Annotated in this window: 7 protein-coding genes and 1 pseudogene; 4 read left to right on the top strand and 4 right to left on the bottom strand. The window is 68.8% G+C overall.

Annotated elements, in window-relative coordinates; all coding sequences use genetic code 11:
• Window positions 1-401: 401 nt before the first annotated feature.
• Window positions 402-2,627, top strand: a complete 2,226-nt coding sequence (locus tag IH61_RS43710; protein ID WP_158845850.1) for an alpha-L-fucosidase — start codon at window positions 402-404, stop codon at window positions 2,625-2,627.
• A 129-nt stretch (window positions 2,628-2,756) separates the two neighbouring features.
• Here IH61_RS43710 and IH61_RS43705 read toward each other — a convergent pair whose 3' ends face one another.
• Window positions 2,757-3,089 (bottom strand): CAP domain-containing protein, encoded by a 333-nt coding sequence (locus tag IH61_RS43705; protein ID WP_031078974.1) that lies wholly within the window; start codon window positions 3,087-3,089, stop codon window positions 2,757-2,759.
• A 634-nt stretch (window positions 3,090-3,723) separates the two neighbouring features.
• Window positions 3,724-4,980, bottom strand: coding sequence for a hypothetical protein (locus IH61_RS0138895; protein ID WP_031078969.1), 1,257 nt, complete (start codon window positions 4,978-4,980; stop codon window positions 3,724-3,726).
• A gap of 377 nt (window positions 4,981-5,357) precedes the next feature.
• Between IH61_RS0138895 and IH61_RS0138890 the strand changes: the two genes are divergently transcribed.
• The 3 genes from IH61_RS0138890 to IH61_RS0138875 all read left to right on the top strand — a co-directional run bounded on the left by IH61_RS0138890 (window position 5,358) and on the right by IH61_RS0138875 (window position 9,610).
• The gene (locus tag IH61_RS0138890; RefSeq protein WP_031078968.1) at window positions 5,358-5,984 is read left to right on the top strand and encodes a hypothetical protein; all 627 of its coding nucleotides are present in this window, start codon (window positions 5,358-5,360) and stop codon (window positions 5,982-5,984) included.
• A complete protein-coding gene (locus tag IH61_RS0138885; RefSeq protein WP_031078966.1) occupies window positions 5,972-6,562 on the top strand; it encodes a hypothetical protein in 591 nt (196 codons plus the stop codon). Before IH61_RS0138890 ends, IH61_RS0138885 begins: the two co-directional genes overlap by 13 nt.
• A gap of 216 nt (window positions 6,563-6,778) precedes the next feature.
• A complete protein-coding gene (locus IH61_RS0138875; RefSeq protein ID WP_051838740.1) occupies window positions 6,779-9,610 on the top strand; it encodes a SpoIIE family protein phosphatase in 2,832 nt (943 codons plus the stop codon).
• Between the two features lie 146 nt (window positions 9,611-9,756).
• Here the strand turns inward: IH61_RS0138875 and IH61_RS0138870 are convergent, their stop codons facing one another.
• Together IH61_RS0138870 and IH61_RS0138865 are read right to left on the bottom strand one after the other, a co-directional pair.
• Complete coding sequence (locus IH61_RS0138870) at window positions 9,757-12,474, bottom strand: right-handed parallel beta-helix repeat-containing protein (protein ID WP_031078960.1); 2,718 nt, start codon at window positions 12,472-12,474, stop codon at window positions 9,757-9,759.
• 308 nt (window positions 12,475-12,782) lie between these two features.
• A pseudogene (locus tag IH61_RS0138865) lies at window positions 12,783-14,598 on the bottom strand (exo-beta-D-glucosaminidase); the annotation flags it as partial.

Genomic DNA, 14,598 nt, shown 5'->3' with positions numbered 1-14,598 from the left:
GTGCGCGTTCGGGCATGCCTGTCACGGCTGCTGCGGCGACCATGATTCCCGCGACGAGCACGGCGCTGCCGCGTCTCGTGAGCACACTGTTCAGGGACACTGGAACCTCCTGGGATGTCAGGTGGGGGTGCAGACTTCACGGCTCCAACCGGACCGGGGATCGGCTGGCGAGCGGTGTTCCTGAACGGGGGCCAGGGGCACCCAGGGTTCGACTCGGCTCCAATAAGTTAAATTTCTTAATTCACTCCGTCAAGACCCGGTCCAGCCGATTGATCCGATGTCTTGCTTGGTCTACGGTGTCCGGCAATCAGAAAAGGTGCTCCACCCCCCGTAGAGGAGCCCGACGTATGTTCAGACATCCGACGAGCCGGTCGCCGCGACCCCGCAGGGCGCGCAGACCCGTGATCAATTCCTTCGGAGGTTCGGCGGTCAGGCGACTTGCGGCCCTGGTAACCGCCGCCCTCCTCGCCGCACTGGTCGTGGCGCCGGCTCCGGCGTCTGCGGCGGCACCGCCCGCCCCGGTCGGCCCGGTCCCCAGTGCTCGCCAACTCGACTGGAACAGCAGGGACATGTACGCCTTCCTGCACTTCGGCATCAACACCTTCTCCGGCGAGGAGTGGTCGGACGGCACCCGTCCGGCCGGCCTGTTCAATCCGACCCAGCTGGACGCGACGCAGTGGGTGAAAACGCTGAAGGACGCGGGCTTCAAGATGGTCATCCTGACCGCGAAGCACCACGACGGGTTCGTGCTCTGGCAGAGCGCGACGACGGACTACGGCGTGAAGAGCAGCCCGTGGAAGGGAGGGCAGGGCGATGTCGTCCGCGAGGTCGCCGATGCCGCTCGCGCCGCCGGCCTGAAGTTCGGTGTCTACCTGTCGCCGTGGGACCGCAACACCCCGACCTACGGTCAGGGTGAGGCGTACAACACCTTCTACAAGCGGCAGCTCACCGAACTCATGACCAACTACGGTGAGATCAGCGAAGTCTGGTGGGACGGTGCGAAGGGCGACAACACCCCGCAGACCTACGACTTCGCCTCCTGGGTTTCGATCGTCCGCCAGTACCAGCCGAACGCGGTCGTCTTCGGTGACAGCGAGGTGCCCGGTCGGGACCTTCGGTGGGTCGGGAACGAGAACGGTCACGCACCGGACAACGTCTGGTCGACCGTCGATGCCGCCGGAAATCCGACTCCGGACGGGACCGGTTGGGTGGCGACCGAGACCGACGTCTCGATCCGGCCTGGCTGGTTCTACCACGACTACCAGGACTCCCAGGTCAAGTCGCTCGAGTCCCTGGTCGACATCTACAACTCCTCGGTCGGACGCAACACCTCGCTCCTGCTGAACGTCCCCCCGGACAAGCGCGGACTGATCGCGGAGCCCGACGTGGCCCGGCTCGCGGAGTTCAAGTCCTGGTTGGACAAGGCGCGAGCGACCGACCTGGCGGCAGGCGCGACGGTCACCGCCAGCGACAGCCGCGGCACCGGATTCGAACCCGCCAACGTCAACGACGGCGACGACGGCACGTACTGGGCCGCCAACGACGGCGTGAACACCGGATGGGTCGAGGTGGACCTCGGCGCGGACAGGACGTTCAACACCGTCGAGCTCCAGGAACCCGTCGCGATCGGCCAGCGCGTCACGGACTTCACCATCCAGGTTCGGACGGGGTCGTCATGGACGATCGTCCATGCGAACCAGGCGATCGGCGCCAAGCGGATCGCGAAGTTCCCCGACGTCACGGCTTCCAAGGTGCGGGTCAACATCCTCGCCGGCCGCGGCTCGGCCGCGCTGTCGGCCGTCCGGATCTTCAACCAGCGCAAGGCGACCGACAACCTCGCCCGCAGCGCGACCTCGGTCACCGCCAGCAACGTCCACAGCGCCGGCTACGAGGGCGACAAGGCCGCCGACGGCTCGGACAGCACCCGCTGGGCCACCTCGGACGACACCACGAGCGCCTGGCTGGAGTACCGGTTCGCCGCGCCGGTCTCGTTCGGCAGGACCGTTATCAAGCAGGCGATCAACCAGCGGATCAAGGACTACCAGATCCAGTACTGGGACGGCTCCACCTGGGTGAACGCCGTCAGCGGCAGCACCCCGGCACTCGCCCGGACCGACACCTTCACCCCCGTCACCTCCGACCGGATCAGGCTGAACATCGCCGGCATCCTCCCCGGCGCATCCTCCCCGACGATCTCCGAGTTCGAGGTCTACCCCGCCAACGACCCGAACGTGAACCTCGCCAAGGGCAAGGACACCACCGCCGACAACGTCCACAGCGCCGGCTACGAAGCCGGCAAGGCCACCGACGGCTCCGACAGCACCCGCTGGGCCACCGCCGACGGCACCACCAGCACCTGGCTCCAGGTCGACCTCGGCGGCATCACGACCGTCAACAGGTCCGTCATCCGCCAGGCATACAGCCGGCGCATCGGTGACTACCAGATCCAGTACTGGAACGGGGTCACGTTCGTCGATGCCTACGCGGGCACGAATCCCGAACTCGCACAGACCGACACCTTCCAGCCCGTGACGACGGACAAGATCCGCCTGAACATCACCAGCGTCCTCCCCGACACCCCGTCTCCCACGATCTGGGAATTCGAGCTCTACAACACCGGCCGATGACGGAGCCTGTTCCAACAGCGGAGCTCCCGTGGTGAGGATGTCCTGAGTGACGGACCTCTTCCACGGGAGCTCCGCTGCCTTGCCCACCGGCCGCGGCACACAGGCCCCACGCCTAACCGAACGACGTTGCTAGTAGTCGATGTTGATGGCCGCGATGACCGTGCCCTCGGCATTGGTGCCGATCGCAGGACCGGCGTAGGTGGAGCTGTCGTAGGTCAGCGCCTGCTTGTGGCCCGGGCTCCAGAACCAGCCGTCGACGATCTCCTCCGGCGACCCCGGCCCGGTGTGCAGGACCTCGTGGCCGCAGTGCTCGAAGTTGTGCTCGTCGAGGTTCTCCTTGACGCAGTCGCGGGCGGCCTTGCTCTGGTCGGCGCCGAGCTTGACCTCGTGCAGGCCGAGCTCGCGGCGGTGCTTGTTGAGCCTGGCCAGCATGCGCTGCTCCAGGTCCGGACTGAAGGTCACGGTGCTGGGCGCCGGATCCTTGGTGGCGGGCTTCGCGGGGGACTTCGATCCGGTCGGAACCGGGCTCGCGGGCCGCGTCGGAGCGGCGGAGGCGGCCTTCGGGGAAGCCGAAGCCGTGGGGGGCACCGAGGCTGTGGGGTGCACGGACGGTACGGGGGACGTCGGGACCGCGGGCGGACTCGACGTCTGGCCGGGGACGACGGGGGTCGTGGACGCGGTTACGGCCGGCGTGGTCGTCGCGGTGGGCGATGCGGAACCGGACCCGCCGATGGCAACGGGCGCCGACTCCGTCGGTCCGCAGGCGCCGAGCAGGATGGCGCTCACAGCGGTGATGGCAGCAGTGGTCAGGGGCTTTCGCAAGGGAGTCCTTCGATATCGACTTTGGGGCTGAGCTGCGGATGAGCTGTCAGCCGCCCTTGCCATGGGAGATCCGCGTGCGGCACCGATGTCACAGTTTTCCGTCCGTCCGTCCGTCTGTCCGGCCCCGCCCCCGCTCCTTGAACTGGTCGGCGCTGCCGAAGCCGCTGCCCCGGGCCCGTCGTGCGGGCCCGGGGCAGGGATGCGGACGGCCCCGCACGGACCCGTGAGGTACGGGGTTCGCGTGCGGGGCCGCGCTCACGGTGAGGTGTGGCCGTCAGACTCCGGTCAGGGCGAACGTGCCCGTGCCGTCCTGCCTGCCGCTGGAGTACTGGCGGATCAACTCCCCGTCCGCGTAGCGGTCGTAGCCCATCATGGCGCCGGTGTACTTGTTCTGAAGACCGACCTTCGAGCTGCCGGGCACGTCGCGGTAGATGGAGAACCGCTGGAGGTCGTCCTCCGCGCAGTTGGCCGTGGTCAGGTACGCCTGCTCCTGGTTGGCGATGCCCGCCGGGACGGTCGCGCAACCGCCGTTGCCCCAGTTCCACAGGGACGCCTCGAGGACACCGTTGTTCTCCGTCACGTTGCACAGCCGCCAGTTGTCCAGGTGGGCGCTGAAGAACGTGGACTCGCGCAGGCGGATGCCGTCGTTGGCCAGGAGCGGTGCGCTCCAGTTCAGAACCTTGCCGGGAAGGTCGAGCCGGTAGGCGCCGGGCTCGCAGTTGAGGGCGAGGGCGACGGCCGGCGTGCTGCTCGCGGCGGCCTTGGGCTGTTCGGCGGCGGTGCCGGCGATGGAGGCCGGGTGCTGCGCGAGGAGGTCCCGGTTCTGCTCCGCGGTCGTCGGCACTGCGCCGGCCGGGTGCTGCGCCTTCGCGGCGGGCGAACCGCAGTCGAGGAGGATCTTCGCCTTGGCCATGATGCTGCTGGCGGGCACCGTGTCCTCGCAGCGCACCGCGCCTTCCTCGAGGGTGGTGTAGGTGGTGTAGCTGCCGCTGCCGGACCCCTCGATCCACTGCAGCGCCCAACTGCCGTTGCCCTGTTGGACGCGGTTGCAGTTGAGGCTTCCGTACGTGCCGGTGACCTTCTTGGTGCCCTTGTAGACGCCGTAGTAGCTGGGCTGGTTGAAGTTCCACGCGACCGTGCTCGACTCGGTGTTGGTGGAGGTGTATTCGACCTTCACGCTCAGGCCCAGGGCGGCGCCGACCTTGCCGAGGACGTCGGAGCCGAAGCCGCCGTCGACCTTGCCCTCCAGGCCCGCGGAGACGGTGATGGTGGTCTGGGTGGTGGTGGTGACGCTCTGGGAGCCGGTGCTGCCCTGGGTGACGAACCAGCCCTTGAAGTGGGTGATCGTCGGGGTGACCTCGGTCGTCTTGATGTACGGGTGGCGTGTGCCGAGGTCGGCCACCGTACAGGCGGTGCCGAGCGTGGGCGCCGCCGTGGCGGCGGGTGCTGCGGCGGGTGCTGCGGCGGCCGGTGAGGCGGCGAGGCCCACGGCGGTGACCGCCCAGGCGGCCGCCGTGGCGGTCACGGCCATGAGTGACTTGCCGACGCGGCCGGCCCGGCCGGCGGGTCCTGCGGGATGCGTCATTACCTGTTTCCCCCTGGTCGTGTATGCGTCAAGTTGAGAGCGAATCTACGGTCATGGGGGCGACGGCGGTGGTGGCGTGAGGCGGGATCTGGCCTGAAAGGTTCGTGGAGGGTCCTATTCCCCCCTTCTCGCACGACGGTGCCCGGCAGAGGCCCCACGGCCGACGGCCTGGCGTCCGGTCAACTCTCCTCATCAGATCCTCATCCTTGCCCTGCGAAGCTCTGACCGCAGCGGACAGCCGCGTACGACGACGCTGCGGGACCGCTCGGCCACTCGGCTCCGCCGCACCACCGCACGTCCAAGCATCTCTGGGGGAAGAATCCATGACCGTACGTCCAGGACTTCGCGCCGTCACCTTCGTCACCTCCGTCGTACTCGCCGCCGGGATCGCCTTCACCGGTGGCGGGGCGGCCGTCGCGGCCGACGGGCTTCCGGCGGACGCCGTCGGCACGGACACGACGGAGGTCACCGAGATCAACGAGCCCGACCAGGTCGTTCCCACGGAGGACGCGGTTCAGGGGGAGGTCGATCTGGTGGCGGCGGACGACGACCCGGTGGCGCCGGGTGGCGCCGGCCTCGCGGCGGCCGCTGCCGGGGCCCCCAGCCTGCCGTATCTCTGCCGGGCCTCGGTGGACTACCCGCACAACTCGCACACCACCCCCAGCACGATCAACGTGCACTTCGACACCAGGTGCCGCCAGGTGGCCCCGAACCTCTCCACCGAGGGGACACTCTCCCGCTCCCGGTGGTTCGGCTGGGAGCACCTGAGCACCGGCAAGGGCGGCAAGGCGAACACGCGGGACCTGCGGGTGGTGGCCCCCAAGGGGTGTGCGAAGGACAGCTGGTACCGCTACAAGGGCCAGGCCCGCTTCTACGTGTCCGGTCCGCAGGGCAGGGGCTCGGCCTTCGTCTACAACCAGAACGACACCGAGATCAAGTGCACCGGCTGACACGGCGCGCGCTGAGCAGGGCAGCGGCCTGCGGTGCCGCCGCCCTGCTCGTCTCCTGCACGGGCGCGCCCGCCGCGCCCTCCGACGGACGGCGCCCGGAGTCCGCGTCCGCGTCGCCCTCCGGGCGCCCGGCGCCCCCGACCGCCCGCCAGGACGACGGCGCCGAGCTGCCGTTGGTGGCAGGCCAGTGGGGCGGCGGTCAGCACAAGGAGCCACCGCGGCACCTCGACTGGGCGCGATCCGTCCGCCCGGATCCGCAGGCCGACGCCGGGCAACACGTCAGGGTCGCGGTCGCCGCCGCGCCGGCCCCCTCGTACGCCTCCTTCATGCTGCACAGCACGATCGACGGCTCCGGCATCCCGGACGAGGACCCCCGGCGCCAGAAGGTCCTGGCCTGCGGGGCCGGAATAGCCGACCCGGGCTGTCGAATCACCGACGGCGGGAACGGCTCCTGGACGATCGAGATCGTCGGCACTGCGCCGGCCGGCCATCCGTACCGCGTCCTGTACGTGCAGTGGGCGCCGAACCGTTCCGGCGCCGAGGAGACCTGGGCGTCGTGGCAGCTTCCGCTCGGCTAACCGGTCTCGACCGAGTCGAAATCCTCGAATTCACGGCCGTCGAGATCGACGGAGAACAGCCACTTACGGTAGCCGATCATTCACGGACAAGAGTTCAAGAGGATGACTCTCGAAATGGTTCACGATCTTGGTGCAATGCGGAGAGGAGGAATATGCTGATTTGAGGCTGGCCGAGGTATCCCGGGGTGTGACCCCGGGGCGGGAAGGCAGGCGCAGGTGACGGTCGCGTGGGACGACATTCGAGCGCTCAATGCTGCGCATGACCGATTCCTGGGCGGCCTGCCGGTGGCCAGTGGGTGCCGGGGGTCGGTGCTGCGGTCGTGGCGGCGGTGCCATTCCCAAGGGGTCAGGGCCGACCACGTCCAGGTTCTGTACCACCAGGATCTGGATTTCAGGGGTGTGCTCGGAGAGCTGGCCGATCCGGTCCTGGACGATCTCGAGGCGAAGGTCTCCGGGATGAAGGTTTCCGCTCTCCTGTGCGACGAACAGGTTCGTGTACTGGCACGGCGCGTGGGTGAACCGTCACTCAATGCCTATTGCGACTCCATTCAGCTGGCGCCCGGATTCGGCTTTCCGGAGCCGATCGTCGGGACCAACGGGATGGGCACCGCGCTTGCGAACAGGCGCCGGGAGTTCATCTGCGGCCGCGAGCACTTCGCCGACATCATGCGGTCGTTCGCCTGCGCCGCCGCGCCCATCCGCGATCCGCTCAGCGGCAGGATTCTCGGGGCACTGGATCTGACCTGCGAACACGACGATGCCGACATCAACATGCTGAACCTGGTCGATGAGACGGCAAGGGCCATCGAGGGTCGGCTGCTCGACCAGGTTCGCCGCCGTGACCGGGCGCTGCTGCACGCATTTCACCAGGCCCGTCAACGGTCCGGTGTCTCCGCGGAGAGCTGGTCGAAGCGGCCGGTCTCCGCGTGGCTGCTTCCCGAGGACCGGCTGGAGCCCAGCGACCGCATCGTCCTGCTGGAGGCCGCGGCGGAGATGATCTCCGCAGGACGCACGTGCCTGACCGCTGTGCGCCTTCGCCACGATCGCATCGCCACCTTGCTCTGCCGTCCGGTGGACGGCGACGCGGGACCGGTCGGGTTCGCGGTCGAGGCCGCGTTGCCCGAAGGTGCACTGCGCTGTCTGGACTCGACGGAGATGAGAGCCACCGAGACGGTCATCGGGGCGAGCACCGGGCCGGACACCGGGCCGGACACCGGGTCGGGCAACGGTTCCGGGCCGCACCAGGCGCCTGCCGTACGGCTGTCGACGTCCTCGGCGGATGCCCTCGGGGAAGCGCCGTCTCCGTCCGCCCCCTGGCTGGTGGCGATCGGGGAGCCGGGCGTGGGACGGCTGGCGCTGCTGTCCCGGCAGCGCCTGTCCCTGCTGAGCGATGCCGGGCGCCTCGGCTCCAGCCTCGACGTGACGCGCACGGCCGAACAGCTGACCGAGGTGGCGGTCCCGAAACTCGCCGACTTCGTCGCCGTGGACATCCCGGACGCCGTGCTCCAGGGAGAGGAGCCACCAGGTCTCGACATGCCGCTCCGCCGCGTCGCGCTCAGCGGAGTCCGGACCTCCCCGCACCTGTACGGGGTCGGTGAACTGATTCGGTACGCCCGGTCCACCCCGCAGGCGATCAGCCTGGCTACGGAGGAGTCGATCCTGGAGCCGGATCTGACCACGGCGGCCGGATGGATCGCGCAAGATCCGGACCGCACCGAGCGGATTCGCGAGGCAGGCATCCACTCGCTCATCACGGTGCCACTGCGCGCCCGTGGCGTCGTCCTGGGCGTCGTGGGCCTCTACCGGTCCGAGGAATCAGGTCCTTTCGAAGAGGATGATCTGCTGCTCGCGGAGGAACTCGTCAGTCGCGCGGCCGTGAGCATCGACAACGCCCGGCGCTACACCCGCGAGCACGCCACCGCCCTGGCCTTGCAGACGAGCCTGCTGCCGCACGAACTGCCCGATCAGAACGCCGTCGAGGCCGCGCACGGCTACGTGCCCGCCCAGGGCGGCGCCGGCGGTGACTGGTTCGACGTGATCCCACTCTCCGGCGCCCGGGTGGCGCTCGTCGTGGGAGACGTGGTCGGTCGCGGAGTGCAGGCGTCCGCGACGATGGGGCGGCTCTGCACGGCGGTACGGAACTTCTCCGATCTCGACCTGCCGGTCGAGGAGGTCCTGGCCCATCTCGACGACCTCGTCGAACGCCTCGAGGACGACCAGCAGACGCGTGCCCCGGCCGGGAACATGATCGCGGGCGCCACCTGCCTGTACGCCGTCTACGATCCGGTGTCACGGTGTCTCACCGCCGCCAGCGCCGGCCACCCGCTGCCCGCGCTGATCCGGCCGGACGGCCGGGTCGACTTCCCGGATGTGCCGACCGGGCCGCCGCTCGGTCTGGGCGGGCAACCGTTCGAGACCCTCGAGGTCGAACTCGACGAGGGCAGTGAACTGGTGCTCTTCACGAACGGCCTGCTCCGCGCCGCCTCCCAGGACCCCGACGATGTCCTCGCCGCGGTGCGTGACGCGCTCACCCGCGGCGCGGGCGCCCCGGAGGAGATGTGCCGCACCCTGCTGGAAGCCCTGATCCCGGCCAAACCGCAGGACGATGTCGCACTGCTCGTCGCCCGCACCCGCTCACTCGGGGCCGGGCGGGCGGCGCAGTGGGACCTGCCCGCCGACCCGGCAGCGGTCTCCGGCCTCCGCTCGGTGGTCTCCCGGCAACTGGCCGACTGGGGACTGGACGAGCTGACGTTCGCCACCGAACTGATCATCAGTGAGCTGGCCACCAACGCCATCCGTTACGGCGGGCCGCCCATCCAGGTGCGGCTGCTTCGCAGCGGCTCGCTGATCTGCGAGGTCACCGACGGCAGCAGCACCTCACCGCGACTGCGCCGGGCCGCCACCACCGACGAGGGCGGGCGCGGACTGTTCCTGGTGGCTCAGCTCGCGCACCGCTGGGGCACGCGCTACGTCCGCGAAGGCAAGGTCATCTGGGCCGAGCAGCCCTTCCCGGACACCGCAGGGGCCGGTCACTCGCTTCAGCTGTAGCAGAAGGGACCGGCGGAAGTCCGGGCAGGCGCGACAAGGTCTCACGCCCGCCCGGACCGTGTGATGGTCAGGTACTCACGTCAGAGCACGAGGAGCGCTCAGTTGACGATGCCCTGACCCCGATGTTCCCCTGGTCGGGGTTCTGCTCACCGAACACCTGGATACCCGTGCCGGTGAACCTGAGCGTCGCGGTCGACCCGTCGGCCGTGGCGTAGTGGACGTCGCCGTCGTGGTCGCCGTACGGGCGGTTCTCCGCGTAGGAGAATCCGCTGTAGGTGATCGACCCATCGGTGTCGTTGATGCGGGTCGTACCGGTTCGCGATCCACCGAGGATGCGGAAGCCGTCGACTGACCCCGATGTTCCCCTGGTCGGGGTTCTGCTCACCGAACACCTGGATACCCGTGCCGGTGAACCTGAGCGTCGCGGTCGACCCGTCGGCCGTGGCGACGTGGGCGTCGCCGTCGTGGTCGCCGTACGGGCGGTTCTCCGCGTAGGAGAATCCGCTGTAGGTGATCGACCCGTCGTTGTCGCCGATGCGGGTCGCTCCACCGAGACTGATGTCGGATGCCGTGGCTCCGCCCGACAGCGGGACGATCAGGAAACCACCGGACAGGCGGGTCACGCCGCTGACCACGCTGCCCTTGACGTAGACGGGCATGGCGTCGGTGAAGCCCTCGACGGCCACCAGTGCCTCCGTCGCGGTGCTGTTCTGCGCTCGGTAGGAGATATCCGGGACGCGGTCGGAGGCCGGCCAGCTACCCACTGCGGTCGATCCTGCCGCGCCGAGCACGCTGTCGGGTATGACGCCGGGCCCGGGACGGTCGACGATGGTGGTGTTGCCGCTGGCGTTGGAGTCCGTCACATGCGCTGTGCAGCCGGGGCCGTAGCCCTCGACGGTGCCGGAGAAGTAGTTGTCGGTGATCCAGAGATGGCCGGTCGGATTGCATCCGCCTTGCGCCCGGACGTCGTGGGTGGCGAAGGCGACGTTGCCCTTCATGTTGACCCACTCCGAGCCGGCGTCGTTGTAGAGGGTGACGGGGCCGTTGCCGTTGTTGTCGTAGGCGATGTTGCCGATGACCTGCAGGCCCGTGGCGAGGGTCGCCGGGGAGTCGAGCGTGCCGTCGGGGTTGCGGACGTACTGGGCCTGGTGGCCTTCGGTGTAGATGGCAGCGCCGTCGCCGCGCTGCTTCATGAAGTCGTGGATGACGTTGTTGCTCACGGTGTTGTACGCGTTGATGTTCTTCGAGTTCTGCGTCGAGGGCGGCTCGGGGTCGTTCGGGTTGGCCGGGTCCACGACGTACTTGTTGACGTGGCCCTGGATGATGCCGGTGGTGATCGCGGTGTAGGGCATGTCGTACAGGGTGTTGCGAGTGATCGTGGTGTGCCGGGAGAACAGCTGGGCGATGCCGGGCGCCGAGGAGTAGTCGGTGCCGACGTGGTGGACGATGTTGTTCGACACGGTGGTGTCGGTCAGGATCTCGTTGGCGCCGATCGAGTCCCCCGTCACCGCCGACGGGTCGACGGTGCAGTTCTTCCTGATGCCCTCGGCCAGCTCGGGCTTCTCCGGTTCAGGGTCGTAGGTGCAGCCCAACAGGACCCCGATGGAGGCGATGTCGGTGAACTCGTTGCCGTCGATGACGGTGTTGTTCGAGCCGTACTTCACGCTGAGGCCGGCACCGCCGAGCTCACTGAACCGGTTGCCTCGCAAGGTGATGTTCGCCGCCCCGCTGAACGTGACGTTCGCCAACGGCTGAGTCAGCGAACCCCACGGGCAGGACCCGGCGGGGTCGGAGAAGCCGCACATGCCCTGGTTCTTCGCGGTGGTCGTCCGCAGGTTGCTCTGCACCTCGACGAAGCCCACGTTCGTCGACGGATCGTTCCAGGTGGCGTAGGAGAACTGCAGGCCACTGAAGGTGAGGTCATGGATCGGCGCGCTGAGCGTCCCCGAGCCGGTCAGCAGCGACTCCAGACGCGGAAGCTCCACGTCCAGACCCGCCATCGTCCCGGACGGCGGGACGTAGTACAGCGTGTTCGGCGTGCTCGCCGAGTCCAGGAACCACTGCCCGGGGCCCAGCAGGGCTTGGGCGTTCTCGACCCGCGAAGGCGCCGTGTTGGAGTTCATCGGCGGCAGGGACCCGCTGGCCGAGCTGAACTCGGGGCGCTCGGTCAGCATTTCCCAGCACGGCTGCTGCATGGTCAAGGTGCCGGGGCCCGCGTCGAAGCTCTTGACGCGGCAGCGTGACTCGGTCCAGCCGCCGTTGGCGCCGGGGTAGTCGAACTCCACGGCCGAGATCTGGTCGGGAGTCAGCTTCCTGAACCACTCCAGCGCACCCGTGTCCTTGCTGATCGTGTAGCCGGTCGGCGACCCCGTCCAAGCATCGGACCATCCCAGGCTGCTCGGCTTGGCCTGCGCGACCGGTGTCTCCTGGCCGTTGACGTACAGCTGGCGGCTGTTGCTGCCGGTCGGCACGGGCGCCGACCACACCGCGCTCGATCCGACCTGGGTCCACCCGCCGATCTGCGAGGCGCCGGAGATCACCGGACGCGCGCCGGGCGCGGCCCGCCACACCACCGGATGCCCGGCGCTTCCGGAGTCCGCGGCGGTGAACGCCCACGTGCTCGACGGCCTGTACGTGCCGTCCGCGAGCAGCACGGTGACATCGGCGCCCTGGTTGTCGGCCAGGAAGCCGCGCACCGCCGCCTGCGCGTCCGGCAGGGTGCACGGGTCGGCCTGGGTGCACGCGGCCCCCGAGCCGGCCGACGGCGAGGCGTAGAGCGTCGTCTGCGCGGCGGCGTGGGCCGCGGGCGCGGCCATCAGCGGCGTCAGGACGGCCAGCGGCAGCGTGCTCGCTGCGGCGATCATCCGGCGGAGTCGGCGTCTGACCGATTGGTGATGTGCCACGGCGCGGTTCCTCCCTTTCAGGCAGTTGTGCCGGCTGCCGGCCGGCTCGGATTCCGGTAGGCGACTTCGCCTGAGCGGCTGTCATGAGCGGCTGGCACGGCGGCGAGGATTGGTCCGATGACTGATCGGATTTCCGCAGTTCTACGCTCATGTATCCGGCATGTAAAGGGCTAGGGCCAAAATAGGTCCGATGATTCACGCGACATAGCGCTGCGTGGACAGCCCCCGCACGGGCCGTCCACGCAGCAGTTCAGGTATTCACGGTGGCGTCACGGCTGGGCGGCGGTGACCGGGACCGTGCTGGTGGGGGTGTTCCAGCCGGACAGGCGCAGGCTCGCCGCGGTGCCGGCGAGGTCGGAGGTCCGGACGGTGGCGGTCAGGGTGGTGGATTCGCCGGGCCAGAGACTGACCTGGTTGTCGGACCAGTTCACCGGCAGGACGGGCTTGTTCTCCGCGTCGACCAGGTGCGCGTCGGTGAGCAGGGCGGGGGTGTTGCCGGTGCCGGTGTTGGTGAGCTTGACGGTGACCGTGGTGGTGCCGTCCGCCGCGTCGGTGCCGGTCGCGGTGGCGGCCACCTGAGCCTGCGCCAGCTTGCCCAGCCCGTCCAAGGAGGCGTATGCGGTGGTCGCGGTCTTCGCGAGGTTGGTCTGTGTGTAGTCGAGGACGTCCTGCTCGGTGGAGAGCCAGTAGACGTTGCGGCTGACCTCGTTGCCGGTGGAGTCGGTGAGGGTGAGCTTGGCGAGGTAGGTGGTGCTCAGGTTCGGGACGTTCTGCGGGATGGTGAGGGCGAGCGCCTTGCCACCGTCGCCGGGGACGGTCAGGTCGGCGGCGTCCTGGTGGAACTGCCGCGTGCCGTCGGTGTTGTAGAGGTCGACGTGGGCGGTCAGCCCGGCGGCCGTGCCGGTGCGCCGGTTGACCACGACGACGGACCTGTCGTCGTAGGAGTACTGGATGTGGAGCGGCTCGTTGGCCTTCTGGGCCCCGAAGTACCCGCCGCCCTGGTCGAAGTACCGGTCGAACAGCTGCCAGTGCAGGGACGTCCACGGGTTGTTGAGCATCCAGTAGACGACGCCCGTCGAGGGGTTGTCGGCGTCGGTGAAGTTACGGCCGTACGCCTCGAACTGGGCCCGCACCGACTCGTACTGGGCGAGCTGCGACTTGCGGACGAAGTCGTTCAGGCCGGTGGCCTGCCCGTAGCGCTCGTTGAGTGCGTCGCCGAAGCCCTCGAGATTGCGGAACTCCTGGAAGAACGCGTCCGGCGCCAGGTGGTACTGGGTCCGGTCGAGGTGCTGCCACATGTCCTCGAGTTCCGTCGACGACAGCATCCGCCGCAGCGTGTCCATGGTGGGGATGCCGACACCGGCGCTGGTCTCGGAGTTGAAGCCCTCGGCGCCGCCGACCTTCTTGTTGTACCAGTAGACGGGTGGCACCCAGTCGTAGGGGCCGCTCATCTTCATGCCGCTCTCGTAGCCGGCGGCGCTCCCGCCGTTGATGTCGCTGACGACCGGGCCGGTCCAGTCCGCGGCCTCCAGCGCGTCCTTGTAGGCGGCGGCGGTCCTCTCCGTCGGCGCGTTGTCGCTGCCGATCAGGATGGAGATCACGCTCGGGTGGTTGCGCAGTTGGGTCGCGAGCGCGGCCATGGAGTCCTTGGCGATCCTTCGGTCGCGGTCGTCGAACTTGCCGTCCTCCTCCCACTTGTTGCAGCATTCCCACCCCGACAGGATGAGCATCCCGGCCTTGTCGGCCAGGTCGTAGAACTCGTCCGGCTCCTGGTGGCCTTCCAGTCGGATCGTGTTGAGGCCCATGGCGCGGGCGTAGGCGATGCGACTTTGCGCCTCCCGCGGACTCCAGCGCAGCAGCAGGTCGGGGGACTCGCCCGCCCCCCGGATCAGTATCCGGTGCCCGTTGACGACGTACTCGCGCTTGCCGTCCTTGTTCAGCGAGGACTTGACGTCCCGGATGCCGAACGTGCGGTGCGCCGTGTCGCTGAGTACCTGTTTCCGATGGCATGCGAATCGTCTTCCTGGCCCTGGAATCGAACAGAGCCCGTGTGAAGGTGTGCTCTGAGCTGGGGAGAAGGCTGTT

This window comes from Streptomyces sp. NRRL WC-3742 (genome assembly GCF_000720635.1).
Lineage (GTDB): Bacteria > Actinomycetota > Actinomycetes > Streptomycetales > Streptomycetaceae > Kitasatospora.
This window is presented reverse-complemented; position numbering and strand designations above follow the sequence as displayed.